Below are 21866 nucleotides of genomic sequence, written 5' to 3'. Positions count from 1 at the left end.
TGTAGTACGGTTCATTTCTAGAACCGTACGCCAATCACGAAGGGAGGCACCAAAATGGCTCGTAGCTTAAAAAAAGGACCATTTGTCGATGATCACTTAATGAGCAAAATGGAAAAATTAGTTGCATCTGAGCAAAAACAAGTTGTTAAAACTTGGTCTCGCCGTTCAACAATCTTCCCTCAGTTCATCGGACACACAATCGCTGTATATGATGGTCGTAAACACGTACCTGTGTACATCACTGAGGATATGGTTGGCCATAAGTTAGGTGAATTCGCACCAACTCGTACGTATAAAGGTCACCTTGCTGACGATAAGAAAACTAGAAGATAATGAGAGGAGGCACTTCAATGCAAGCTAAAGCAGTAGCGAGAACAGTTCGTATTGCTCCTCGTAAAGTTCGTTTAGTAGTAGACTTAATCCGAGGTAAGCAAGTGGGTGAAGCGATTGCTATCCTTAACCACACACCAAAAACTGCTTCTCCAGTTGTAGAAAAAGTTTTAAAATCTGCAATCGCAAATGCAGAGCACAATTATGAGATGGACATTAACAACCTAGTTGTTGAAAAAGTCTTCGTTGACGAAGGTCCAACGTTGAAACGTTTCCGTCCACGTGCAATGGGTCGTGCAAGCCAAATTAACAAACGCACAAGCCACATTACAGTTGTGGTATCAGAAAAGAAGGAGGGATAATCGATGGGTCAAAAGGTTAATCCAATTGGTCTTCGTGTCGGTGTTATCCGTGACTGGGAATCTCGTTGGTTCGCTGAGAAAGATTACGCTACATTATTACATGAAGACATCAAAATCCGTGAGTACATTAATGTACGCTTAAAAGATTCTGCTGTTGCTAAAGTAGAAATCGAACGTGCAGCAAATCGTGTAAATGTTACAATTCACACTGCAAAACCTGGTATGGTAATTGGTAAAGGTGGTACTGAAGTTGAAGCACTTCGTAAAGCTCTTAACCAATTAACAGGCAAGCGTGTACACATCAACATTTTAGAAGTTAAGAGAGCTGATCTTAACGCTAAATTAGTAGGCGAAAACATCGCTCGTCAATTAGAAAACCGTGTATCATTCCGTCGTGCACAAAAGCAAGTTATTCAACGTGCTATGCGTGCAGGTGCTAAAGGTATTAAAACACAGGTTTCTGGTCGTCTTGGCGGAGCTGATATCGCTCGTGCAGAATCTTACAGTGAAGGAACTGTTCCACTTCATACACTTCGCGCTGATATTGACTATGCAGCAGTTGAAGCTGATACAACATACGGTAAATTAGGCGTAAAAGTATGGATCTACCGTGGAGAAGTCCTTCCTACAAAAAAGAAAGCTTCTGAGGAAGGAGGAAAATAATATGTTAATGCCAAAACGCGTAAAATATCGTAGAGAGCATCGTGGTAAAATGCGTGGTCGTGCTAAAGGTGGAACTGAAGTTGCTTTCGGTGAATTCGGTTTACAAGCACAAGCTGCTTCATGGATTACAAACCGTCAAATCGAAGCTGCTCGTCGTGCAATGACTCGTTACATGAAACGTGGCGGTAAAGTATGGATTAAAATTTTCCCTTCTAAACCTTACACTGCAAAACCTCTAGAAGTACGTATGGGTTCCGGTAAAGGGGCACCAGAAGGCTGGGTAGCAGTAGTAAAACCTGGGAAAATTATGTTCGAAATCGCGGGTGTATCTGAAGAGGTAGCACGCGAAGCATTACGTCTTGCAGCTCACAAGTTACCTGTGAAATGTAAATTCGTAAAACGTGAAGAAAATGGTGGTGAATCTAATGAAAACTAATGATATTCGTGAATTAACCACTGCCGAAATCGAAACAAAAGTTAAAGCTTTAAAGGAAGAGTTGTTTAATCTTCGCTTCCAACTTGCTACAGGACAATTAGAGAATCCAACTCGCATTCGTGAAGTGCGTAAAGCAATTGCTCGTATGAAAACTGTAGTTCGTGAGAGAGAGATCGGAATTAATCGATAAATTGAGGGGAGGTTTGCATAGTGAGCGAACGTAACCAACGCAAAGTTTATACTGGTCGTGTAGTGTCTGACAAAATGGACAAAACGATTACAGTTTTAGTTGAAACTTACAAAACTCATTCCTTGTACGGAAAACGTGTTAAGTATTCTAAGAAGTACAAAGCCCATGATGAGCAAAACCAAGCGAAACTTGGCGATATCGTTAAAATCATGGAAACTCGCCCGCTTTCTGCTACTAAGCGTTTCCGTTTAGTTGAAATCGTTGAAGAAGCGGTTATTATCTAAATAGACGAATCGGAATTTTTAGTCCGAAGGGAGGTTTCATAACATGATCCAACAAGAATCTCGTTTGAAAGTTGCTGACAACTCTGGTGCACGTGAACTTTTAACAATTAAAGTATTAGGCGGCTCTGGTCGTAAATATGCTAACATTGGTGACATTATCGTTGCTACGGTAAAACAAGCAACACCAGGTGGCGTTGTTAAAAAAGGTGACGTTGTTAAAGCAGTAGTAGTACGTACGAAGAGCGGAGCTCGTCGTCCGGACGGTTCTTACATCAAATTTGATGAAAACGCAGCGGTTATCATTAAAGACGATAAGAGCCCACGTGGTACTCGTATCTTCGGACCAGTAGCTCGTGAATTACGTGATAGCAACTTCATGAAGATCGTTTCTTTAGCTCCAGAAGTTCTATAATTTAAGGTATTGCCTTGCTAAGGAGGTGCAGAATTAAGATGCATGTAAAAAAAGGTGATAAAGTACAGGTAATCACTGGTAAAGACAAAGGAAAACAAGGCGTTATCCTTGTGGCTTTCCCAAAGCAAAACCGTGTTATCGTTGAGGGTGTTAACATCGTTAAAAAACACTCTAAGCCATCTCAATTAAATCCACAAGGTGGAATTATTACTAAAGAAGCACCTATTCACGTTTCTAACGTTATGATTTTAGATCCGAAAACAGGTGAACCTACTCGCGTAGGCTTCAAAGTAGAAGATGGTAAAAAAGTTCGTATTGCAAAAAAATCTGGTGAATTATTAGATAAATAATTTTCTTAAGAAAGGAGGTCACTTCATTGAATCGCCTTAAAGAGAAGTTCCAAAAGGAAATTACTCCTGCTCTAGTGAGCAAGTTTAACTATAAATCTGTGATGGAAGTACCGAAAATCGAAAAGATCGTAATCAACACTGGTGTTGGTGACGCGGTATCTAACTCAAAAGCTTTAGACAATGCAGTAGAAGAATTAACACAAATCGCAGGTCAAAAACCTGTTGTAACTCGTGCTAAAAAATCAATCGCTGGTTTCCGTCTTCGTGAAGGTATGCCAATCGGTGCGAAAGTAACTTTACGCGGCGAGCAAATGTATGAGTTCTTCGACAAATTAGTATCGGTTTCTTTACCACGTGTACGTGATTTCCGTGGTGTTTCTAAGAAATCATTCGATGGTCGTGGGAACTACACATTAGGTGTTAAAGAGCAACTTATCTTCCCTGAGATTGATTATGATAAAGTAAGCAAAGTACGCGGTATGGACATCGTAATCGTTACTACAGCGAAAACTGATGAAGAAGCTCGTGAACTTTTAACACAATTCGGTATGCCATTCCAAAAATAATGGAAGCCAACGCTAAGTAGAGGAGGCGAAAACGTGGCTAAAAAATCTATGATAGCGAAACAAAAGCGTACTCCTAAGTTTAAAGTACAAGAGTATACACGTTGCGAACGCTGCGGTCGTCCGCATTCTGTATACCGCAAATTTAAACTTTGCCGTATTTGTTTCCGTGAACTTGCATATAAAGGTCAAATTCCTGGTGTTAAAAAAGCTAGTTGGTAAAACCCACAAATGGGAAGGAGGTAAAACACATGGTGATGACAGATCCAATTGCAGACATGCTTACTCGCATCCGTAATGCGAACATGGTACGTCATGAGAAATTAGAGGTTCCTGCTTCTAAAATCAAAAAAGAGATCGCTGAACTTTTAAAACGTGAAGGTTTCATTCGTGATGTAGAATACATCGAGGATAACAAACAAGGTATCCTTCGTATTTTCCTGAAATATGGTGCAAACAATGAACGTGTAATCACTGGATTAAAACGTATCAGTAAACCTGGCTTACGCGTTTACGCTAAAGCTGACGAAGTACCACGTGTACTTAACGGATTAGGTATCGCTCTTGTTTCTACATCTAAGGGAGTAATGACAGACAAAGACGCTCGTCAATTACAAACTGGTGGAGAAGTAGTAGCATACGTTTGGTAATATATATTTAAAACGAACGGAGGTGTGACCACATGTCTCGTATTGGTAAAAAGATTCTTGAAATCCCTGCAGGTGTTACTATTACAATTGCAGAAGACAATACTGTAACAGTAAAAGGCCCTAAAGGTGAATTAACTCGTAAATTCAATGCTGATATGTCTATCAAAATTGAAGAAAATACACTAACAGTTGAGCGTCCATCTGAACAGAAGGAACACCGTGCATTACACGGTACAACTCGTGCTTTAATCGGAAACATGGTTGAAGGTGTAACTGCAGGTTTCGCACGCGGACTTGAATTAGTCGGTGTTGGTTACCGTGCTCAAAAACAAGGAGATAAACTTGTTTTAAGCGTAGGTTATTCTCATCCAGTAGAAATGACTCCGGAAGCAGGACTTGAAGTTGAAGTACCTGCACCAACTAAAATCGTAATTAAAGGTATCGACAAGCAACGTGTTGGCGAATTTGCTGCTAACATCCGTGCTGTACGTGCTCCTGAGCCTTACAAAGGTAAAGGTATTCGTTACGAAGGCGAAGTTGTTCGTCGTAAAGAAGGTAAAACTGCTAAGTAAACCCGTTAGGTGAGAGAAAGGAGTGACAAGAAAATGATCACTAAAGCTGATAAAAATGCGACTCGTAAGAAAAGACATGCACGTGTACGTGCTAAACTTACTGGTACTGCAGAGCGTCCACGTTTAAACGTGTTCCGTTCTAACCAACATATTTACGCTCAAGTTATTGATGATGTGAATGGTGTAACGTTAGTAAGTGCATCTACTCTTGATAAAGACCTTGCTCTTAACGGTACTAGCAATACTGAAGCTGCTACGAAAGTTGGAGAATCAGTTGCTAAGCGTGCTGTAGAGAAAGGCGTTAAAGAAGTAGTATTTGATCGCGGTGGTTACTTATACCATGGCCGTGTTAAAGCTCTAGCTGAAGCTGCTCGTGAGGCTGGATTACAATTTTAATGGTCAAAGGAGGGAAAATTGATGCATCGCATTGACCCAAGTAAATTAGAACTTGAAGAACGTGTAGTTACGATAAATCGTGTTGCGAAAGTTGTTAAGGGTGGTCGTCGTTTCCGCTTTGCTGCACTAGTTGTAGTTGGCGATAAAAACGGTCATGTTGGATTCGGTACTGGTAAAGCACAAGAGGTACCAGACGCAATCCGCAAAGCTATCGAAGACGCTAAGAAAAACTTAATCGCTGTACCATTAGTTGGTACAACAATTCCACACACAATCAACGGTCACTTTGGAGCTGGTGAAGTATTCTTAAAACCTGCTGCTGAAGGTACTGGTGTTATTGCTGGTGGACCTGTTCGTGCGGTACTTGAATTAGCTGGTGTACAAGATATTCTTTCGAAATCTCTTGGTTCTAACACACCAATCAACATGATTCGCGCTACTGTGAACGGATTAAGCGAACTTAAGCGCGCTGAAGATGTTGCAAAATTACGCGGTAAATCTGTAGAAGAGCTACTAGGTTAAGGAGGGAAAACAAATGGCGAAAAAGTTAGAAATTACCCTCACTCGTAGTGTAATTGGTCGTCCACAAGATCAACGTGCGACGGTAGAAGCTTTAGGTCTTAAAAAGTTGAATTCAACTGTAGTTAAGGAAGAAACTCCTGCTATTCTTGGTATGATCAACAAAGTTTCTCACCTTTTAACTGTAAAAGAAGCTTAAGGATAACTCATTAATATAAGGAGGTGCCTGGGAATGAAACTTCATGAATTAAAACCTGCAGAAGGTTCTCGTAAAGTACGTAACCGTGTCGGTCGTGGTATCGGTTCTGGTAACGGTAAAACTGCTGGTAAAGGTCATAAAGGACAAAACGCACGTTCTGGTGGCGGTGTTCGTCTTGGCTTCGAAGGTGGTCAAACTCCATTATTCCGTCGTTTACCAAAACGCGGCTTCACAAACATTAACCGTAAAGAGTTTACTATTGTAAACTTATCAACGTTAAATCGTTTTGAAGATGGTACAGAAGTAACACCTGAATTATTGCTGGAAACTGGCGTTATCAGCAAGTTAAACGACGGTGTTAAAATTCTTGCAAGCGGAGCAGTAGAGAAAAAACTAACTGTTAAAGCGCACAAGTTCTCTTCAAGTGCTAAAGAAGCAATTGAAGCAGCTGGCGGATCAGTTGAGGTGATCTAATGTTTCGTACAATCTCCAACTTTATGCGCGTTGCTGAGATAAGACGTAAAATATTATTCACTTTAGCGATGTTAATCGTATTCAGGATTGGCACGTTTATCCCAGTGCCATTTACAAATGGAGACGTACTGAAAGCACAAGACCAATTAAATGCTTTAGGTATTCTAAATACATTTGGCGGTGGCGCCTTGAAAAACTTCTCCATCTTTGCGATGGGAATCATGCCGTATATTACAGCATCCATCATCGTGCAATTATTGCAGATGGATGTTGTTCCTAAATTTTCGGAATGGTCGAAGCAAGGTGAAATGGGCCGTCGTAAACTAACGCAATTCACGCGTTACTTTACAATTGTTCTTGCGTTTATTCAGGGGTTTGGTATGTCAATCGGTTTTAACGGTATGGTAGGTGGGCAATTAATTTTGAATCCTGGTTGGAGCACTTATTTATACATTGCTACGGTACTGACTGCTGGTACTGCATTTTTAATGTGGTTAGGCGAACAGATTACAGCTAAAGGTGTGGGTAATGGTATTTCCATCCTTATCTTTGGCGGTATTGCTGCAGCGATCCCAAGTGTTATATCTCAAGTGTATCAACAACAGTTTCAAAATATCGGAGATCAATTGTTCATGAGTATCGTTAAAGTTGCATTGATTTTACTAGCTGTGCTAGCAGTTATTGTTGGTGTTATTTTCATTCAACAAGCTGTTAGAAAGATCCCAATTCAATACGCGAAGCGTGTAACAGGAGGGAATGGGAATCATGCTGGAGCACAAAACACACATTTACCGCTTAAGGTAAATAGTGCGGGTGTTATTCCAGTCATTTTTGCTGTTTCATTCTTAATTACGCCTCCAACTATTGCACAGTTCTTCCCGAAACATGATGTATCGCAGTGGATTATTGCAAACTTTAACTATTCTCACCCAGTGGGAATGATCATATATGTTGCGCTCATTGTAGCCTTCACATATTTCTATGCATTTGTTCAGGTTAATCCAGAGCAAATGTCAGAGAATCTAAACAAGCAAGGTGGATATGTTCCAGGTATTCGTCCGGGTAAGAATACAGAACAATATCTAACAAAAATCTTGTATCGTTTGACCTTTGTAGGATCAATTTTCCTAGCAGCGATTGCAATCTTACCAGTTATCTTTACGAAATTGGGAAATCTTCCTCCATCTGCACAGATTGGTGGAACGAGTATGTTAATCGTTGTCGGCGTTGCTTTAGAAACAATGAAGCAGCTAGAAAGCCAACTGGTAAAACGCCATTACAAAGGGTTTATCAAGCAGTGAGTAAGTGGGAAGAACCATCTTCCCTACATGCTCATGTACTGAGGGGGAACAAGGATGAACTTAATTTTAATGGGGCTTCCTGGTGCTGGTAAAGGTACACAAGCCGAACAGATTGTAGCCAAGTATAACATCCCTCACATTTCAACAGGAGATATGTTCCGTGCAGCTATGAAGGCTGAAACTGAAATGGGTCTACAAGCAAAATCTTTTATTGATAAAGGTGCACTTGTTCCAGATGAAGTTACAATCGGAATTGTTCGTGAACGTTTAAGTCAAGAAGACTGCGTAAGAGGTTTCTTACTAGACGGTTTCCCACGAACTGTTGCACAAGCATCAGCTCTTGAAGAGATTATGAAAGATCTTGGCAAAAAAATCGACTATGTTTTAAACATTAATGTGGATTCAGGGTTGTTATTAAAACGCCTTACAGGCCGTCGCATTTGTAAAGAGTGCGGTGCGACTTACCACTTAGAATTCAATCCACCAGCAAAAGCTGATGTGTGCGATAAATGTGGTGGCGAATTATACCAACGTTCTGATGACAATGAAGAAACTGTAGCAAATCGTTTAGATGTAAATATTAAGCAAACAAAACCTTTGCTTGATTTCTACGACGAGCTTGGTTACTTAAAAAGCATTAATGGTGAGCAAGATATCAATAAAGTATTTGCTGATATCGATGTTCTCATCGGGGCTTAGCGTAATGATCATCTGCAAAACTCCTCGCGAGATAGAAATCATGCGAGAAGCTGGCAGAATCGTTGCTTTAACTCATCAAGAGTTGAAACAGCACATTACTCCAGGAATTACAACGAAAGAGCTCGATCAAATAGCGGAAAAGACGATTCAAAAATATGGTGCTACGCCATCTTTTAAAGGATACAACGGATTTCCGGGGAGCATATGTGCTTCTGTAAATGAAGAGCTTGTACACGGAATTCCAGGAAAGCGCAAGCTCAAAGAGGGCGATATCATCAGTATCGATATTGGTGCGAAATACAATGGGTACCATGGAGATTCTGCATGGACGTATCCAGTTGGAAACATTTCTGAATCTGTTCAAAAGCTACTTGATGTCACAGAAAAATCGTTGTATCTTGGTCTAGAACAAGTAAAACCAGGCGAGAGATTATCAAATATCTCACATGCGGTTCAAACCCATGCTGAAGAGAATGGATTCTCGATCGTTAGGGAGTATGTTGGTCACGGAATCGGGCAAGACTTACATGAGGACCCTCAAATCCCGCACTATGGTCCACCAAATAGAGGCCCTAGATTAAAGCCGGGAATGGTCATCTGTGTTGAGCCGATGGTGAATCAAGGAAGACGATATGTAAAAACACTATCTGATGACTGGACAGTGGTAACGGTAGATGGTAAATGGTGTGCCCATTTTGAGCACACGATTGCTCTTACAGAAGCAGGATACGAAATCCTTACCACTTTATAAGTAGCTGGCTCTCCGGGATTTCAGAGCAGTGTAAAATGTTACTGATTTGAAGAAGGGAGAACTATTGAATGGCTAAAGATGATGTAATTGAAGTCGAAGGTACCGTTCTTGAAACGTTGCCAAATGCTATGTTCAAAGTAGAATTAGAGAATGGGCATGTCGTATTGGCTCACGTTTCTGGTAAAATCCGTATGAACTTCATTCGTATTTTACCAGGAGACAAAGTTACGGTAGAATTATCTCCGTACGATTTAAATCGTGGTCGTATTACGTACCGTTTTAAATAATATAGCACTCCGTAATCTTTAAGGAGGTTCGAGACATGAAAGTAAGACCGTCAGTTAAACCAATCTGCGAAAAATGTAAAGTTATTCGTAGACGTGGAAAAGTAATGGTTATTTGTGAAAACCCTAAACATAAACAAAAACAAGGTTAATCAGAAGGAGGTGCATTCAGAATGGCACGTATCGCAGGTGTAGATATTCCTCGAGACAAACGCGTTGTTATTTCTTTAACTTACGTATTCGGCATTGGTCGCACAACTGCTGAAAAAATTCTTACTGAAGCTGGTATTTCTTCAGAAACACGAGTTCGTGATTTAACGGAAGACGAATTAGGACGTATCCGTGATGTTATCGATCGTATTAAAGTTGAGGGAGACCTTCGTCGTGAAGTATCTCTTAACATTAAACGTCTAATGGAGATCGGTTCTTACCGTGGTCTTCGTCACCGTCGTGGTTTACCAGTTCGTGGTCAAAATTCTAAAAACAATGCTCGTACACGTAAAGGTCCACGTCGTACAGTAGCAAATAAAAAGAAATAATAAGTAAAGGAGGTTGAACTAACAATGGCACGTAAAACAAACACTCGTAAAAAACGTGTGAAAAAGAATATCGAAGCTGGTATAGCTCATATTCGTTCTACTTTCAACAACACAATCGTAACACTTACAGATACTCACGGTAACGCGCTTTCTTGGTCTAGTGCTGGTGCACTTGGTTTCCGTGGATCTCGTAAATCTACTCCATTCGCTGCGCAAATGGCTGCTGAAGCTGCTGCTAAAGTTGCAATGGAGCACGGTTTAAAAACTTTAGAGGTTACTGTTAAAGGTCCTGGTGCTGGTCGTGAAGCTGCAATTCGTGCTCTTCAAGCTGCAGGTCTAGAAGTAACAGCAATTAGAGATGTTACTCCAGTTCCTCATAATGGATGTCGTCCGCCAAAACGTCGTCGTGTGTAATTTTTCTGTATAGAATTTTCCCTTTTGTCTATAATGGATATGATGCATTATCGAGAAATTTCGTACAGAAACATCGCTTGTTGTGCACAATCGGGAACTGCCTAAGGGGGACTTTCGGTTAGACAGGGTTTATACCTTTGTTTAACCGGGGTTTCGACGTTTTGAAGGAGGGTTTAGTTAATGATTGAAATCGAAAAGCCGAAAATCGAAACGGTTGAACTTAACGAAGATGCTAAATATGGTAAATTCGTAATTGAACCGCTTGAGCGTGGATATGGTACTACTTTGGGTAACTCCTTACGTCGTATTCTTTTATCCTCACTCCCTGGTGCCGCTGTTACTGCTATCCAAATCGATGGCGTATTACATGAATTTTCAACAGTTGAGGGCGTAGTAGAAGACGTTACGACGATCATCTTAAACTTGAAAAAGTTAGCTCTTAAAATCTACTCTGAAGAAGAGAAGACGTTGGAAATTGATGTGCAGGGCGAAGGTATTGTCACAGCTGCTGATATTACTCACGATAGTGATGTAGAAATCTTAAATCCAGATTTACACATTGCAACGTTAGCAAAAGATGCGCATTTCCGCGTGCGTTTAACTGCAAAGCGTGGCCGTGGGTATACGCCAGCTGATGCAAATAAAAGCGAAGATCAACCAATAGGAGTAATTCCTATTGATTCTATTTATACTCCAGTATCACGTGTGACTTACCAAGTGGAAAAGACACGTGTCGGACAAGTGGCTAATTATGATAAGCTTACGCTTGATGTATGGACGGATGGAAGCATCGGGCCAAAAGAAGCTATCTCTTTAGGTGCCAAAATCTTAACTGAGCATTTAAATATCTTTGTTGGTTTAACTGATGAAGCACAAAATGCTGAGATTATGGTCGAGAAGGAAGAAGATCAAAAAGAGAAAGTTCTTGAGATGACTATCGAAGAACTAGACCTTTCTGTTCGTTCTTATAATTGCCTAAAACGTGCAGGAATTAATACTGTACAAGAGCTTGCGAACAAAACAGAAGAAGATATGATGAAAGTTCGTAACTTAGGACGTAAATCCTTAGAAGAAGTTAAACATAAACTTGAGGAATTAGGTTTAGGTTTACGTAAAGACGACTGAGGATTTAAACCCATGAACAAAGGAGGGAACTACGAATGGCATACAGAAAATTAGGCCGTACAAGTGCGCAACGTAAAGCTATGTTACGTGACTTAGCTACTGATTTAATTATCAACGAGCGCATCCAAACGACAGAAACTCGTGCAAAAGAACTTCGTTCTGTAGTGGAAAAAATGATCACTTTAGGTAAACGCGGAGATCTTCATGCTCGTCGTCAAGCAGCAGCTTTCATTCGCAATGAAGTAGCTAACGCTGAGACTGGTCAAGATGCACTTCAAAAATTATTCGCTGATGTAGCTCCACGCTATGCTGAGCGCCAAGGCGGATACACTCGTATTGCAAAAATTGGTCCACGTCGCGGAGACGCAGCACCAATGGTAATTATCGAGTTAGTATAATGATAATTAAAAGGGCAGGACAGTTCTTTTCAAGAAACTGGTCATGGCCCTTTTTTTTAAATATAAAAATAGGCGAGCTTGGCGAAGGAAAGGGTGCCTTCTATTGAAAAAAGAGAAACTTCGGATAGGAAATATATCATTTCAATATCCTGGGGCAGCCACGTATGTATTAAAAGATGTTTCATTTTCCTTATATGAGGGAGAATGGGTATCTATTATTGGACAAAACGGTTCAGGGAAGTCTACACTTGCAAAATTATTGAATGGTTTGTTTTTGCCGGAAGCAGGGACTATTACAGTAAATGATTCAATGGTTTTATCAGAGGAAACGGTATGGGATGTTCGAAAACAAATTGGAATGGTATTTCAAAATCCAGATAATCAATTTGTTGGAACAACAGTGCAAGATGATGTTGTATTTGGCTTAGAGAATATCGGAATGCCCAGAGAACAAATGATTGAAAGATTAGAACAGGCCTTACGACTTGTCCGTATGGAAGATTTTCTTAATGATGAGCCTCATTCCTTATCTGGTGGGCAAAAGCAGCGAGTGGCAATAGCAGGCGTTTTAGCACTTCAGCCATCTATTTTAATATTAGATGAAGCAACGTCAATGTTAGATCCTCAAGGAAGACGTGAAGTAGTAGAAACGGTTAGACAACTTGTTAATCAAAAAGGTATTACTGTGCTATCAATTACGCACGATTTAGAAGAAGCGGCACAGTCAGATCGTGTCATTATTTTAAATAAGGGAGAAATATTAGAGGAAGGGACTCCAGAGAAAATTTTCAAGTCCTCTCATATGCTCCAAGAAATTGGATTAGATGTACCGTTTTCGGTGAAAATAGCAGAATTATTAAAAAGAAATGAAATTCTTTTGCAAAATACGCATCTTACAATGGAAAGCTTGGTGAACGAACTTTGGAGATTACATTCCAAAAAGTAGAACATCGTTATCAATATAAAACTCCATTTGAAAGACGCGCACTTTATGATGTAGACGTGTCGTTTCCAAGTGGGGGCTATTATGCCATTATCGGTCATACTGGTTCAGGTAAGTCGACGATGATTCAACATTTAAATGGTTTATTGCAGCCGACAAATGGTACAGTTCAAATTGGTGAACATTTGATTTCGGCAGGAAAGAAAGAAAAAAAGCTAAAGCCACTACGTAAAAAAGTAGGGGTTGTCTTTCAATTCCCAGAACATCAGTTGTTTGAAGAGACTGTGGAGAAAGATATTTGTTTCGGCCCTACTAATTTTGGAGTATCTGTAGAAGAAGCGAAGCAAAAGGCAAGAGAGGCAATTGAACTTGTAGGGTTAGAGCCAGAACTGTTAACACGTTCACCGTTTGAGTTAAGTGGCGGGCAAATGAGGCGTGTTGCGATAGCGGGTGTATTGGCGATGGAACCTGAAGTGCTTGTATTAGATGAACCTACAGCAGGTCTAGATCCAAAAGGGCAGAACGAACTTATGCAGATGTTTTATAAGTTGCATAAGGAGAAGGGGCTTACAGTTATCCTTGTAACGCATAATATGGAGGATGCCGCTCAGTATGCGGAGCAGATTGTAGTTATGCATAAAGGAACGGTCTTTTTGCAAGGAAGTGCAGAGGAAGTATTTTCGCATGCTGATGAACTAGAGAAAATTGGTGTGGATCTTCCTATGTCATTAAAGTATAAACGTGCAATTGAAGAGAAGTTTGGTATTTCAATTCCAAAGGCTACCTTATCTTTAGAGGATCTTACTCATGAAGTTGTGCAGGTGTTACGAAAAGGTGGTCATGAATCATGCAGCAGTTGATTATTGGGAGATATATCCCGGGGAATTCACTTATTCATCAACTTGATCCACGTACGAAGCTGCTGATTGTCTTTTTATATGTATTTGTTGTTTTCTTAGCAAATAATGCGATTTCATATGGATTTTTATTTTTATATGCACTCATTGCTTTATTTTTTGCAAAAGTGCCGATTCGTTATGTACTTTCGGGCTTAAAACCAATTTTATGGATTTTTCTTTTTACATTTTTCCTGCATATTTTTACAAATAAAGAGGGGGATGTACTACTCCAGCTTGGTTGGTTTTCGATACATGAAAAAGGATTAGAGCAAGGGATATACATTTCTGTACGATTCTTCGTTATTATTTTAATGACGACATTATTAACGTTAACGACGACACCTATTGAAATTACAGATGGTTTGGAGACGTTATTAAAGCCGTTGAAGCGTATAAAGGTTCCTGTTCATGAAATCGCATTAATGATGTCAATTTCTCTTCGTTTTATTCCGACATTAATGGATGAAACGAGTAAAATAATGAAAGCACAAGCATCACGTGGTATTGATTTCGCTGGGGGACCGATAAAAGATAGAATGAAAGCTATTATCTCACTGCTTGTTCCTCTGTTTATCAGTGCTTTTAAGCGTGCAGAGGACTTAGCTATTGCGATGGAAGCTCGTGGATATCAAAGTGGTGAAGGACGTACTAAATTTAGGCAACTACGCTGGAAAACAAGCGATACAGTAACGATTGTAAGCTTATTTTGTTTAGCTTGTATTTTGGCATGGGTGCGATCGTAATGGAGAATAGAGAAATGGATAGAATAAAATGTACGGTTGCATATGATGGCATGCATTTTTGTGGTTATCAAATTCAGCCGAAGCATCGTACTGTTCAACAGGAGATAGAAAAAGCATTACAGAAATTGCATAAGGGAGAACTTGTTCGTGTTCAGGCATCTGGTAGAACAGATTCTACGGTTCATGCAAAAGGACAAGTCATACACTTTGATACTCCTTTGTCTCTTGAAGAGTGGCAATGGAGTAACGCTTTAAATACAATGTTGCCAGATGATATTGTTATTAGGCAAGTAGAGAAAAAAACAGAAGAATTTCATGCACGTTACGGTGTTGAGAAAAAAGAATATCGTTATCGTGTATTCTTATCGAAGACTGCGGATGTATTCCGTAGAAATTACGTATATCAATATCCATATCCGCTCGAAATCAAAAAAATAAGAAAAGCAATTCCGTATTTTATTGGAACGCATGATTTCACTTCTTTTTGTTCGGCAAAAACTGACAAAAAAGATAAAGTGCGAACAATTTATGAAATCGAGTTAATTGAGCAAGACGATGAATTAATTTTTCGTTTTGTAGGTAATGGATTTTTATATAATATGGTCAGAATTATTGTTGGTACGTTACTTAACGTAGGGCAAGGAAAGCTTGATCCTGATAGCATTCCAGAGATTTTGGCGAAACAAAATCGTCAGTTTGCTGGAAAGATGGCTCCAGGTCATGGGCTTTACCTATGGGAGGTAAACTATAACAACTAATCCTGGTGTAACATTTGCTTGACATTAGAAACTCAAAAGTATATCATAACATATGGTATTGTTTCTAAAACCACGATTAGCCCCGGAAGGAAATCGTGTTTAAGATAAACAATAGATTTTTTCTATGGAAAAGATAACGAGGAGGGAAACACATGCGTACGACTTTTATGGCAAAAGCTAACGAAGTTGAGCGTAAATGGTATGTGGTTGATGCTGAAGGTCAAACTTTAGGTCGCCTATCTACTGAAGTAGCATCCATTTTACGTGGTAAAAACAAACCTACATTTACACCACACGTTGACACGGGTGATCATGTAATTATTATTAACGCTGAGAAAATTCATTTAACAGGTAATAAATTAAACGATAAAATTTACTACCGTCACACTAACCACCCAGGTGGACTTAAGCAAAGAACAGCTCTTGAAATGCGTACAAACTACCCTGTACAAATGTTAGAGCTTGCAATTAAAGGCATGCTTCCAAAAGGACGCTTAGGCCGTCAAGTTTCTAAGAAACTTAACGTGTATGCTGGAGCAGAGCATCCACACCAAGCACAAAAACCAGAAGTTTACGAACTTCGCGGATAATTAATTAAAGGAGGGCTTACTTTGGCACAGGTTCAATACTATGGCACTGGACGTCGTAAGAGTTCAGTAGCGCGCGTACGCCTAGTTCCAGGCGAAGGACGCGTTATCATTAACGGTCGTGATTTTGAAAACTATATCCCATTTGCTGCATTACGTGAAGTAGTGAAACAACCTCTAGTTGCAACAGAAACTTTAGGTAACTACGATGTACTTGTAAACGTAAATGGTGGTGGATACACTGGTCAAGCTGGTGCTATTCGTCACGGTATTTCTCGCGCTTTATTAAAAGCTGATCCAGAATACCGCCTAACACTAAAACGTGCAGGTCTATTAACTCGTGACGCACGTATGAAAGAGCGTAAAAAATACGGTCTTAAAGGCGCACGTCGTGCACCTCAGTTCTCAAAACGTTAATTTTTGCGAACTACAAACCCCAACCATTTTGGTTGGGGTTTTTTTATGTTTCATTCCTCTTTTGTAATTTTTATAGCTTGGAATATTTTAGTGCTACCGCCGCACGTATGCTTCTTCTTTAGAAGTTTAGACTAATACGTATTAGGGAGGTTTATAAGTACTATGAATGTCATTGTCAGCTTACAAGAAAAACAAAAAGAAAAGCAGTTAAAGTACGAGCGGAAGATGTTGCGGGAATTATCATTAAAAACATTACGTTCAAATATTCGTGATGCCTTTCAAATGCAAGAGCTTCATCGTCAGTATGAAGATTACTGTATTGAATTAGGGATAGAATCTTATTTATTAGGAGCGAGATATAGTAAATTTGGTTATTATGGTGAATCGTTTTTTGATGTGAAATATAGAGCTTTAGAAGAAGAACAACAATTAACTGAAACACTATTTCAATTTTTAACGAGTATGACTATGCGAGAAATAAAGTTGAAAGATGAGGAATTACTTTTTGAATCTTGTCAGCAGTTTATAGGATTGTGGTGGCAAGAAGGGTATGAAAAAGGTGAAAGAAGATATCGATTAAAGCTTCATTAAGACAAGCATAAACTTTCCTCTTGTCCCATATAAGTAATTAGAGGGACTAGCTGGAGGAGGAAAGGTATGAAGAGAATTCGAATTATCTCTTTTGCACTCGCTGCGGTTGTATTGTTTTTTTTAGTCAAACAAGAATTTCAAATTACAAAATCGTGGCGAGCTTGGAATTTACCCTTATCAGGGAAAGTAATTGTATTAGATGCTGGGCATGGTGGACCAGATGGAGGGGCTGTTGGAGGAAAAGATATTATAGAAAAGGATATTACGCTTGAAATTACAAAAAAGGTACAAGACTATTTACAAGAACAAGGTGCACTAGTTATTTTAACGCGTGAGGGAGATTATGATTTAGCTAACAAAGATACAAAGTCATATAGTAGACGTAAAGCAGAGGATTTAAAAAAACGTGTAGAAATCATCAATAAACCTGATGTAGACTTTTTTGCAAGTATTCATTTAAATGCTTTAACTAGTAGTGGATCGAAAGGCGCACAAACGTTCTATTATCGCTCTTCAATTGAAAATGAACGTGCTGCAAAATTTATACAGGCTGAATTGAGAACAAGTTTAGAGAACACGAATCGTTCTGCTAAGACAATTTCGCATGTGTATTTATTAAAGTATTCTAAAACACCAGGTGCTTTAATTGAAGCCGGCTTTTTATCGAATGTGAACGAAAGGTATATGTTAAATTCGGAGAAATATCAGCAAAAGGTAGCAGCTGCAATATACCGGGGTATATTACGCTATTTCACGGAAAAAGGAAATCCTCCAGAATAAGGAGGATTTTTTTGAGTTTCTCTCGTTAACGAAGTTTTCCGAAAATATGTTATACTGGAAATGTAAACGCATTTATTTCAAGAATAAGCAGAGATAAATTCAATTAACATTACGTTATTTTTCATACAGGGGGCTGGGCTAATTATGGTAACGAAAGAACAAGTGGTTGAAGCGTTAGAAGGGATTGTAGATCCGTTTTTACATAAAACATTAAAAGAAACAAGTGCAATTAAAGAGGTAACAGTCAAGCCTGAGAAGGAACATGTGAGTGTCAAAATTGCAATCGTAAAAACTGGTACAGCGGAACAAATGCAGTTGCAGTCTGGAATTGTAAAGTTATTAAAAGAACTTGGAGCAGCAACAGTTGGACTTCGTTTTGCAGAATTTACAGAAGAGGAATTAGCTCAGTTTGCACCAGAACAAGAAGCAGAGCAAAGTGAATCTTTATTGTCACCAAATTCAAAAACGACATTCTTAGCAGTAGCGAGTGGAAAAGGTGGCGTGGGAAAATCAACCGTTTCCGTTAACCTTGCAGTTGCTTTAGCTCGTTTAGGAAAAAAAGTTGGTATTATTGATGCGGACATTTACGGTTTTAGTGTGCCAGACATGATGGGGATAGAAAAACGTCCCATCGTAAGAGGTGACAAGATAATTCCGGTGGAACGTTTAGGTGTAAAGGTAATCTCAATGGGCTTCTTTGTAGAGGATAATGCACCAGTTATTTGGAGAGGACCTATGCTTGGGAAAATGTTAAACCACTTCTTCACAGAAGTAGAATGGGGCGATTTAGATTATTTAGTATTAGATTTGCCACCAGGCACAGGTGATATTGCGTTAGATGTGCACTCAATGTTGCCATCTTGCAAAGAGATTATTGTAACGACGCCGCATCCAACAGCTGCGTTTGTAGCAGCGCGTGCTGGAGCGATGGCATTACGCACTGAACATAGTATTCTCGGTGTTGTTGAGAACATGGCATATTTTGAAAGTAAGGTAACTGGTGAGAAAGAATATGTATTTGGAAGAGGCGGGGGAGATAAGTTAGCTACCGAACTACAAACGAATGTTCTTGGGCGTATTCCACTGCAACAACCCGATTGGAATAAAGAAGACTTTGCTCCTTCAGTATATGAAGATACACATACAACCGGCATTATTTATAGTAAAATAGCTGAAACAGTAATTGATAAAACAGCTGTTACACAAAAATAAAGCGAAATTTTAATCAGTGGGGTTCATCTGTTACTGGCAACAACTAGTAAACCTTTCGCTTAACTAGAGGGCCATTTTGTCTGTTAATAGCAAGATAAAGTAATAACGAGTGGACAATTTATACATTGTCCACTCGTTATTATAGTTATTATTTTCACTGTTCTTCCTTCTTCTCGCCTTGAGAACCGCCGTCACCGCCTGCTTCTTTCTTATTAGATCCACCTTTTTCAGCCTTTTGTACACCTTTACTAATGATATCAATCATCTTGGCTTGGAAGAGTGGACTTTCAGCAGTTTCTGTTAGTACTTGTTGTAGATATTGACGGTATTCTTTACCCTTCATTGTTTGTAACATCATTTTTTCTACTTCAGGATTTTTCATAATTTCTATAACGCCTGCTTGGTATTCAGGGTCTTTTAATAAGGTTTTCATTAATTGGGTTTGTTCTTTCCCCATACTTTTAGCAAACTTTGATGAGAACTCAGGATCTTTAAAGAGCTTTTCCCAGAATTGTTGCCCTTTATCGGATACCATGGCATCTTCAATCGTTTTCTTTACTACTGTTTCATCTAGTATGAGTGCTTGTTTCATTTTTTCATCAGTTAATACATCTTGAATAGCTTTCTTACCTTGATCTGTTTTTAAAATATCAACAATCATTTTCTTTGTCTGATCGTAATCTAGTTCGGATTTCGTTTCTTTTCCTTGTGCGCATGCTACAAGTGCGATAAGTAGAAAAGAAGAAACGAAAATGAATAGTATCCGTTTCATAAGTTGGAACTCCTTTCAGCACAGTTCTCTCTTTTTAATATAAATATCTTTAAGGAATTTATACATGAACATGGCTAGCTTTTTGAAATTGTCATTGATACAATTTAATTAGAAATATAAGGATAATGGGGGATGTGTTGTGAATAGCCGCAAGTGGGTACGACTATTTTTAACGACGTTGTTTCTTGGTGGGATTAGCACAGTTATTATTGGTTTTGTCTTGGAGTGGGACAGGTATGATGAATTTTTTCAAAATTTCGACGTTAAGGAGATTTTAGCGGTATCTTTCTGGTTGATGGGTGTAGGATTTATTTTTAGCGTTATAAGTCAAATGGGATTCTTTGCATATTTAACAATCCATCGTTTTGGACTAGGGATGTTTCGCTCATCGTCTTTATGGAATGCAGTCCAGCTCTTCTTTATTGCATTCGTATTATTTGATTTTGTGTATTTAAGATCTGTACTTATTGCAAATGGGGAAATCTCATTGGGGAATAACATACTTGTTGCTGGAATTTTATTTGCGTTTGGAGCAATTGTTGCTTATGTAAAAAGTAAAGAAACAAATAAAAAAGCATTTGTGCCAGCTCTGTTCTTTATGGTTGTTGTAACGATTCTTGAATGGGTACCGGCGCTTCGGATTAATGATACAGATTGGTTATATTTAATGGTTATACCGCTATTGTTATGTAATGCATATCAATTACTTGTATTGCATCGTTTAATCGGAAAAACGAGTAAATCTGCTTAATAGAGAGAGGTTTTATATATCAGCAGTTATATTACTGGAAATGGTGTGATTAAAAAAGCTCTACCACCTTTTTGAAAGGTAGTAGAGCTTTTTATACGTGAAGAATAGTAGGGACGAAGCTATTTCACATCTTCACTTTTCGTACTTGTGTTGGAAATAAGTTGTGATACGGATATTTGCTCATATCCATCACTTTTTAATTTTTGCAGGAGCAGCGGTAAAGCTCTATTTGTTTGAAGGGCAGAATCGGATGCGTGTAATAAGACAATATCTCCACCTTTCAAATTATTAGAGACGGTGGAAACGATGTGATTTACACCTGGGTTTTTCCAATCGTTGGAATTATTACTCCAATGCACGATGGTGTATCCAAGTGATTCTGCAATTTTAAGGGTTGCCTTGTTAAATTCGCCACTAGGTGGACGTAACAGCTTGACTTGTTTTACCCCAAGTTTTGTGAAAACATCTTGTGCTCGTAAAAGGTCTCGTCTTATTTCATTCGTCTCTAGAGAAGTATAGGATGTGTAATTGTAACCCATACTACCGATTTCGTGTCCATCTTTCATGATGCGCTCTACAATATCGGGGTGTCTTTCGGCCCATGCAGCAGAAAGGAAGAAGGTTGCATTCTTAATTTGTCTTTCTTTAAGAGTATCAAGGATTGGAATTGCTTTTTTGTCTCCCCAACTAATATCAAACGTAAATGCAACTTGCTTTTTAGCGGTATCTCCTTTGTAAATTACTTTAGGACCTGTAGCAGTTGAAAAAGCAGATTCATGTGAATATGTTTTTAAAAAGAGTAGCCATGCTGTAAATAAGGAAAGTATCACTATTAAGCTAATGTGTTTAAAAGTTCTCTTACTCGTAATAAAAAAGAAAAACATAATATTACGCCCCTTTGTCCAATCCTTTTCAGTTACATATATGCTGTAAATATAAAAAAGAGAACAAAGGATTAATATCGTAAGTAGTGGATATAATGAATGATAGGATTGTAATAAGTGAAAATGAGCGAAACGTTTATTGTTACGTAAGGAATTATTGAGGTGATCATTTGCTTGGGCTGATGTTGACAAAAGAAGAGAGAAAAGAGATGGAATACATATTAAAGAGAGAGTTAGAGGAACTTTTATTTGATTTTGAAGATGAGCGTATTCATGAAGTTGTAAAAAAGGCGATGGAAGAAAGATATAAAATCATTTTTTGTTTATTTCGGAGAGTTGCTAACGCAGAGGAATGTATTCGTTATGTAAGAAAAAGAACTTTTTATTAAAAAGTGTTGACGTTAATAGTTTGTATATGGTAAATTAATAAACGTCGCTGATGCGGAAACGCAGAAAACGACAAAAAAGAAATTGAAAAACTTAGTTGACATCGAAAAACGAAGATGTTAACATAAGGAAGTCGCAAATGAGCGACCAAGTAGTTCTTTGAAAACTGAACGAAACAAACAACGTGAAACGTCAATTTTTATTTTTAGATGCTAGACAAACTAACTTTAT

General features: G+C 38.8%; 38 protein-coding genes. 36 read left to right on the top strand and 2 right to left on the bottom strand.

Going from position 1 to position 21866, the window contains the following annotated elements; all coding sequences use genetic code 11:
- Positions 1–54: 54 nt before the first annotated feature.
- The 34 genes from rpsS to ACTJJY_RS26830 all read left to right on the top strand — a co-directional run bounded on the left by rpsS (position 55) and on the right by ACTJJY_RS26830 (position 18841).
- Complete coding sequence (gene rpsS / locus ACTJJY_RS26995) at positions 55–333, top strand: 30S ribosomal protein S19 (RefSeq protein WP_000124454.1); 279 nt, start codon at positions 55–57, stop codon at positions 331–333.
- A 17-nt stretch (positions 334–350) separates the two neighbouring features.
- Complete coding sequence (gene rplV / locus ACTJJY_RS26990) at positions 351–692, top strand: 50S ribosomal protein L22 (RefSeq protein WP_001148024.1); 342 nt, start codon at positions 351–353, stop codon at positions 690–692.
- Positions 693–695: 3 nt separating this feature from the next.
- The gene (gene rpsC, locus ACTJJY_RS26985; RefSeq protein ID WP_000529956.1) at positions 696–1355 is read left to right on the top strand and encodes a 30S ribosomal protein S3; all 660 of its coding nucleotides are present in this window, start codon (positions 696–698) and stop codon (positions 1353–1355) included.
- Between the two features lies 1 nt (position 1356).
- On the top strand, positions 1357–1791 hold the full coding sequence (gene rplP / locus ACTJJY_RS26980) for a 50S ribosomal protein L16 (RefSeq protein ID WP_000928971.1): 435 nt from the start codon (positions 1357–1359) through the stop codon (positions 1789–1791).
- Positions 1781–1981 (top strand): 50S ribosomal protein L29, encoded by a 201-nt coding sequence (gene rpmC, locus ACTJJY_RS26975; RefSeq protein WP_000855718.1) that lies wholly within the window; start codon positions 1781–1783, stop codon positions 1979–1981. The genes rplP and rpmC overlap by 11 nt, the downstream gene beginning before the upstream one ends.
- Positions 1982–2001: 20 nt before the next feature.
- The gene (gene rpsQ, locus ACTJJY_RS26970; RefSeq protein ID WP_000004106.1) at positions 2002–2265 is read left to right on the top strand and encodes a 30S ribosomal protein S17; all 264 of its coding nucleotides are present in this window, start codon (positions 2002–2004) and stop codon (positions 2263–2265) included.
- 43 nt (positions 2266–2308) lie between these two features.
- Positions 2309–2677, top strand: coding sequence for a 50S ribosomal protein L14 (gene rplN / locus ACTJJY_RS26965; RefSeq protein ID WP_000615912.1), 369 nt, complete (start codon positions 2309–2311; stop codon positions 2675–2677).
- Positions 2678–2715: 38 nt separating this feature from the next.
- The gene (gene rplX, locus ACTJJY_RS26960; RefSeq protein WP_000558200.1) at positions 2716–3027 is read left to right on the top strand and encodes a 50S ribosomal protein L24; all 312 of its coding nucleotides are present in this window, start codon (positions 2716–2718) and stop codon (positions 3025–3027) included.
- Between the two features lie 26 nt (positions 3028–3053).
- The gene (rplE, locus tag ACTJJY_RS26955) at positions 3054–3593 is read left to right on the top strand and encodes a 50S ribosomal protein L5 (protein WP_001080829.1); all 540 of its coding nucleotides are present in this window, start codon (positions 3054–3056) and stop codon (positions 3591–3593) included.
- Between the two features lie 33 nt (positions 3594–3626).
- On the top strand, positions 3627–3812 hold the full coding sequence (gene rpsN / locus ACTJJY_RS26950) for a 30S ribosomal protein S14 (RefSeq protein WP_001085700.1): 186 nt from the start codon (positions 3627–3629) through the stop codon (positions 3810–3812).
- A 29-nt stretch (positions 3813–3841) separates the two neighbouring features.
- On the top strand, positions 3842–4240 hold the full coding sequence (rpsH, locus tag ACTJJY_RS26945; protein ID WP_000245511.1) for a 30S ribosomal protein S8: 399 nt from the start codon (positions 3842–3844) through the stop codon (positions 4238–4240).
- A gap of 32 nt (positions 4241–4272) precedes the next feature.
- Positions 4273–4812, top strand: a complete 540-nt coding sequence (gene rplF, locus ACTJJY_RS26940; RefSeq protein ID WP_000086551.1) for a 50S ribosomal protein L6 — start codon at positions 4273–4275, stop codon at positions 4810–4812.
- Between the two features lie 33 nt (positions 4813–4845).
- The gene (gene rplR, locus ACTJJY_RS26935) at positions 4846–5208 is read left to right on the top strand and encodes a 50S ribosomal protein L18 (RefSeq protein WP_000628818.1); all 363 of its coding nucleotides are present in this window, start codon (positions 4846–4848) and stop codon (positions 5206–5208) included.
- Between the two features lie 21 nt (positions 5209–5229).
- A complete protein-coding gene (gene rpsE / locus ACTJJY_RS26930; protein ID WP_000554646.1) occupies positions 5230–5730 on the top strand; it encodes a 30S ribosomal protein S5 in 501 nt (166 codons plus the stop codon).
- Positions 5731–5743: 13 nt separating this feature from the next.
- Positions 5744–5926 carry a 50S ribosomal protein L30 gene (gene rpmD / locus ACTJJY_RS26925; RefSeq protein ID WP_001085233.1) on the top strand — a complete coding sequence of 61 codons (183 nt, stop codon included), beginning with the start codon at positions 5744–5746 and terminating at the stop codon, positions 5924–5926.
- Positions 5927–5959: 33 nt separating this feature from the next.
- Positions 5960–6400: a 50S ribosomal protein L15 gene (rplO, locus tag ACTJJY_RS26920; protein ID WP_000766083.1), complete on the top strand. Its 441-nt coding sequence runs from the start codon at positions 5960–5962 to the stop codon at positions 6398–6400.
- Positions 6400–7701 (top strand): preprotein translocase subunit SecY, encoded by a 1302-nt coding sequence (gene secY / locus ACTJJY_RS26915; protein ID WP_000490118.1) that lies wholly within the window; start codon positions 6400–6402, stop codon positions 7699–7701. The genes rplO and secY overlap by 1 nt, the downstream gene beginning before the upstream one ends.
- 54 nt (positions 7702–7755) lie before the next feature.
- Complete coding sequence (locus ACTJJY_RS26910; RefSeq protein ID WP_440607033.1) at positions 7756–8400, top strand: adenylate kinase; 645 nt, start codon at positions 7756–7758, stop codon at positions 8398–8400.
- Positions 8401–8404: 4 nt separating this feature from the next.
- Positions 8405–9151 (top strand): type I methionyl aminopeptidase, encoded by a 747-nt coding sequence (map, locus tag ACTJJY_RS26905; protein WP_000582539.1) that lies wholly within the window; start codon positions 8405–8407, stop codon positions 9149–9151.
- Between the two features lie 68 nt (positions 9152–9219).
- Positions 9220–9438 (top strand): translation initiation factor IF-1, encoded by a 219-nt coding sequence (gene infA / locus ACTJJY_RS26900; RefSeq protein ID WP_001029884.1) that lies wholly within the window; start codon positions 9220–9222, stop codon positions 9436–9438.
- 35 nt (positions 9439–9473) lie between these two features.
- Positions 9474–9587: a 50S ribosomal protein L36 gene (gene rpmJ, locus ACTJJY_RS26895; RefSeq protein WP_000868344.1), complete on the top strand. Its 114-nt coding sequence runs from the start codon at positions 9474–9476 to the stop codon at positions 9585–9587.
- 21 nt (positions 9588–9608) lie between these two features.
- Positions 9609–9974, top strand: coding sequence for a 30S ribosomal protein S13 (rpsM, locus tag ACTJJY_RS26890; RefSeq protein WP_000090792.1), 366 nt, complete (start codon positions 9609–9611; stop codon positions 9972–9974).
- A gap of 24 nt (positions 9975–9998) precedes the next feature.
- Positions 9999–10388 (top strand): 30S ribosomal protein S11, encoded by a 390-nt coding sequence (rpsK, locus tag ACTJJY_RS26885; RefSeq protein ID WP_000101797.1) that lies wholly within the window; start codon positions 9999–10001, stop codon positions 10386–10388.
- Positions 10389–10568: 180 nt separating this feature from the next.
- Complete coding sequence (locus ACTJJY_RS26880; protein ID WP_000569643.1) at positions 10569–11513, top strand: DNA-directed RNA polymerase subunit alpha; 945 nt, start codon at positions 10569–10571, stop codon at positions 11511–11513.
- Between the two features lie 35 nt (positions 11514–11548).
- A complete protein-coding gene (gene rplQ / locus ACTJJY_RS26875; protein ID WP_000331490.1) occupies positions 11549–11911 on the top strand; it encodes a 50S ribosomal protein L17 in 363 nt (120 codons plus the stop codon).
- A gap of 103 nt (positions 11912–12014) precedes the next feature.
- Positions 12015–12857: an energy-coupling factor ABC transporter ATP-binding protein gene (locus ACTJJY_RS26870; RefSeq protein WP_440607032.1), complete on the top strand. Its 843-nt coding sequence runs from the start codon at positions 12015–12017 to the stop codon at positions 12855–12857.
- Positions 12833–13714 (top strand): energy-coupling factor ABC transporter ATP-binding protein, encoded by an 882-nt coding sequence (locus ACTJJY_RS26865; protein WP_000406539.1) that lies wholly within the window; start codon positions 12833–12835, stop codon positions 13712–13714. Before ACTJJY_RS26870 ends, ACTJJY_RS26865 begins: the two co-directional genes overlap by 25 nt.
- The gene (locus ACTJJY_RS26860; RefSeq protein WP_001186530.1) at positions 13702–14496 is read left to right on the top strand and encodes an energy-coupling factor transporter transmembrane component T family protein; all 795 of its coding nucleotides are present in this window, start codon (positions 13702–13704) and stop codon (positions 14494–14496) included. The genes ACTJJY_RS26865 and ACTJJY_RS26860 overlap by 13 nt, the downstream gene beginning before the upstream one ends.
- Positions 14497–14510: 14 nt before the next feature.
- A complete protein-coding gene (truA, locus tag ACTJJY_RS26855) occupies positions 14511–15254 on the top strand; it encodes a tRNA pseudouridine(38-40) synthase TruA (protein WP_064531903.1) in 744 nt (247 codons plus the stop codon).
- Positions 15255–15406: 152 nt separating this feature from the next.
- Entirely contained in the window at positions 15407–15844 is a 438-nt protein-coding gene (gene rplM / locus ACTJJY_RS26850; protein ID WP_001260795.1) for a 50S ribosomal protein L13, read from the top strand.
- A gap of 21 nt (positions 15845–15865) precedes the next feature.
- Positions 15866–16258, top strand: coding sequence for a 30S ribosomal protein S9 (gene rpsI, locus ACTJJY_RS26845; RefSeq protein WP_000079986.1), 393 nt, complete (start codon positions 15866–15868; stop codon positions 16256–16258).
- A 162-nt stretch (positions 16259–16420) separates the two neighbouring features.
- Positions 16421–16849, top strand: a complete 429-nt coding sequence (locus tag ACTJJY_RS26840) for a DUF2521 family protein (protein WP_001101005.1) — start codon at positions 16421–16423, stop codon at positions 16847–16849.
- A gap of 66 nt (positions 16850–16915) precedes the next feature.
- A complete protein-coding gene (gene cwlD, locus ACTJJY_RS26835; RefSeq protein ID WP_000822439.1) occupies positions 16916–17629 on the top strand; it encodes an N-acetylmuramoyl-L-alanine amidase CwlD in 714 nt (237 codons plus the stop codon).
- Between the two features lie 144 nt (positions 17630–17773).
- The gene (locus ACTJJY_RS26830) at positions 17774–18841 is read left to right on the top strand and encodes an Mrp/NBP35 family ATP-binding protein (RefSeq protein ID WP_000256623.1); all 1068 of its coding nucleotides are present in this window, start codon (positions 17774–17776) and stop codon (positions 18839–18841) included.
- 154 nt (positions 18842–18995) lie between these two features.
- Here the strand turns inward: ACTJJY_RS26830 and gerD are convergent, their stop codons facing one another.
- Positions 18996–19613, bottom strand: coding sequence for a spore germination lipoprotein GerD (gerD, locus tag ACTJJY_RS26825; protein WP_440607031.1), 618 nt, complete (start codon positions 19611–19613; stop codon positions 18996–18998).
- Between the two features lie 139 nt (positions 19614–19752).
- Here gerD and kbaA point away from each other — a divergent pair, with 139 nt between their 5' ends.
- Positions 19753–20364 carry a KinB signaling pathway activation protein KbaA gene (gene kbaA / locus ACTJJY_RS26820; RefSeq protein ID WP_440607030.1) on the top strand — a complete coding sequence of 204 codons (612 nt, stop codon included), beginning with the start codon at positions 19753–19755 and terminating at the stop codon, positions 20362–20364.
- A gap of 119 nt (positions 20365–20483) precedes the next feature.
- Here kbaA and pdaB read toward each other — a convergent pair whose 3' ends face one another.
- Positions 20484–21248, bottom strand: coding sequence for a polysaccharide deacetylase family sporulation protein PdaB (gene pdaB / locus ACTJJY_RS26815; protein ID WP_440607029.1), 765 nt, complete (start codon positions 21246–21248; stop codon positions 20484–20486).
- 170 nt (positions 21249–21418) lie between these two features.
- On the opposite strand from pdaB, the gene ACTJJY_RS26810 reads away from it, so the two are divergent.
- On the top strand, positions 21419–21637 hold the full coding sequence (locus ACTJJY_RS26810; RefSeq protein WP_000901145.1) for a hypothetical protein: 219 nt from the start codon (positions 21419–21421) through the stop codon (positions 21635–21637).
- Positions 21638–21866 lie beyond the last annotated feature (229 nt).

This window comes from Bacillus sp. 22475, from assembly GCF_052044835.1.
GTDB lineage: Bacteria > Bacillota > Bacilli > Bacillales > Bacillaceae_G > Bacillus_A > Bacillus_A cereus.
The sequence above is the reverse complement of the archived record's forward strand: the minus strand, read 5'-3'. Positions and strand labels throughout refer to the sequence as shown.

What these genes read in the sequence shown, in the direction of transcription:
- ACTJJY_RS26840 (WP_001101005.1), top strand. Translation starts at nt 16,421, where the DNA reads ATGAATGTCATTGTCAGCTTACAAGAAAAACAAAAAGAAAAGCAGTTA.
- rplP (WP_000928971.1), top strand. Translation starts at nt 1,357, where the DNA reads ATGTTAATGCCAAAACGCGTAAAATATCGTAGAGAGCATCGTGGTAAA.
- rplF (WP_000086551.1), top strand. Translation starts at nt 4,273, where the DNA reads ATGTCTCGTATTGGTAAAAAGATTCTTGAAATCCCTGCAGGTGTTACT.
- rplM (WP_001260795.1), top strand. Translation starts at nt 15,407, where the DNA reads ATGCGTACGACTTTTATGGCAAAAGCTAACGAAGTTGAGCGTAAATGG.
- rplX (WP_000558200.1), top strand. Translation starts at nt 2,716, where the DNA reads ATGCATGTAAAAAAAGGTGATAAAGTACAGGTAATCACTGGTAAAGAC.
- rpsK (WP_000101797.1), top strand. Translation starts at nt 9,999, where the DNA reads ATGGCACGTAAAACAAACACTCGTAAAAAACGTGTGAAAAAGAATATC.
- rplN (WP_000615912.1), top strand. Translation starts at nt 2,309, where the DNA reads ATGATCCAACAAGAATCTCGTTTGAAAGTTGCTGACAACTCTGGTGCA.
- rpsH (WP_000245511.1), top strand. Translation starts at nt 3,842, where the DNA reads ATGGTGATGACAGATCCAATTGCAGACATGCTTACTCGCATCCGTAAT.
- infA (WP_001029884.1), top strand. Translation starts at nt 9,220, where the DNA reads ATGGCTAAAGATGATGTAATTGAAGTCGAAGGTACCGTTCTTGAAACG.
- rpsC (WP_000529956.1), top strand. Translation starts at nt 696, where the DNA reads ATGGGTCAAAAGGTTAATCCAATTGGTCTTCGTGTCGGTGTTATCCGT.
- ACTJJY_RS26910 (WP_440607033.1), top strand. Translation starts at nt 7,756, where the DNA reads ATGAACTTAATTTTAATGGGGCTTCCTGGTGCTGGTAAAGGTACACAA.
- pdaB (WP_440607029.1), bottom strand. Translation starts at nt 21,248, where the DNA reads ATGTTTTTCTTTTTTATTACGAGTAAGAGAACTTTTAAACACATTAGC.
- rplQ (WP_000331490.1), top strand. Translation starts at nt 11,549, where the DNA reads ATGGCATACAGAAAATTAGGCCGTACAAGTGCGCAACGTAAAGCTATG.
- rpmD (WP_001085233.1), top strand. Translation starts at nt 5,744, where the DNA reads ATGGCGAAAAAGTTAGAAATTACCCTCACTCGTAGTGTAATTGGTCGT.
- gerD (WP_440607031.1), bottom strand. Translation starts at nt 19,613, where the DNA reads ATGAAACGGATACTATTCATTTTCGTTTCTTCTTTTCTACTTATCGCA.
- cwlD (WP_000822439.1), top strand. Translation starts at nt 16,916, where the DNA reads ATGAAGAGAATTCGAATTATCTCTTTTGCACTCGCTGCGGTTGTATTG.
- secY (WP_000490118.1), top strand. Translation starts at nt 6,400, where the DNA reads ATGTTTCGTACAATCTCCAACTTTATGCGCGTTGCTGAGATAAGACGT.
- ACTJJY_RS26830 (WP_000256623.1), top strand. Translation starts at nt 17,774, where the DNA reads ATGGTAACGAAAGAACAAGTGGTTGAAGCGTTAGAAGGGATTGTAGAT.
- rplV (WP_001148024.1), top strand. Translation starts at nt 351, where the DNA reads ATGCAAGCTAAAGCAGTAGCGAGAACAGTTCGTATTGCTCCTCGTAAA.
- ACTJJY_RS26880 (WP_000569643.1), top strand. Translation starts at nt 10,569, where the DNA reads ATGATTGAAATCGAAAAGCCGAAAATCGAAACGGTTGAACTTAACGAA.
- rpmC (WP_000855718.1), top strand. Translation starts at nt 1,781, where the DNA reads ATGAAAACTAATGATATTCGTGAATTAACCACTGCCGAAATCGAAACA.
- ACTJJY_RS26860 (WP_001186530.1), top strand. Translation starts at nt 13,702, where the DNA reads ATGCAGCAGTTGATTATTGGGAGATATATCCCGGGGAATTCACTTATT.
- rpsS (WP_000124454.1), top strand. Translation starts at nt 55, where the DNA reads ATGGCTCGTAGCTTAAAAAAAGGACCATTTGTCGATGATCACTTAATG.
- rplR (WP_000628818.1), top strand. Translation starts at nt 4,846, where the DNA reads ATGATCACTAAAGCTGATAAAAATGCGACTCGTAAGAAAAGACATGCA.
- rpsE (WP_000554646.1), top strand. Translation starts at nt 5,230, where the DNA reads ATGCATCGCATTGACCCAAGTAAATTAGAACTTGAAGAACGTGTAGTT.
- rplO (WP_000766083.1), top strand. Translation starts at nt 5,960, where the DNA reads ATGAAACTTCATGAATTAAAACCTGCAGAAGGTTCTCGTAAAGTACGT.
- rpmJ (WP_000868344.1), top strand. Translation starts at nt 9,474, where the DNA reads ATGAAAGTAAGACCGTCAGTTAAACCAATCTGCGAAAAATGTAAAGTT.
- truA (WP_064531903.1), top strand. Translation starts at nt 14,511, where the DNA reads ATGGATAGAATAAAATGTACGGTTGCATATGATGGCATGCATTTTTGT.
- map (WP_000582539.1), top strand. Translation starts at nt 8,405, where the DNA reads ATGATCATCTGCAAAACTCCTCGCGAGATAGAAATCATGCGAGAAGCT.
- rpsM (WP_000090792.1), top strand. Translation starts at nt 9,609, where the DNA reads ATGGCACGTATCGCAGGTGTAGATATTCCTCGAGACAAACGCGTTGTT.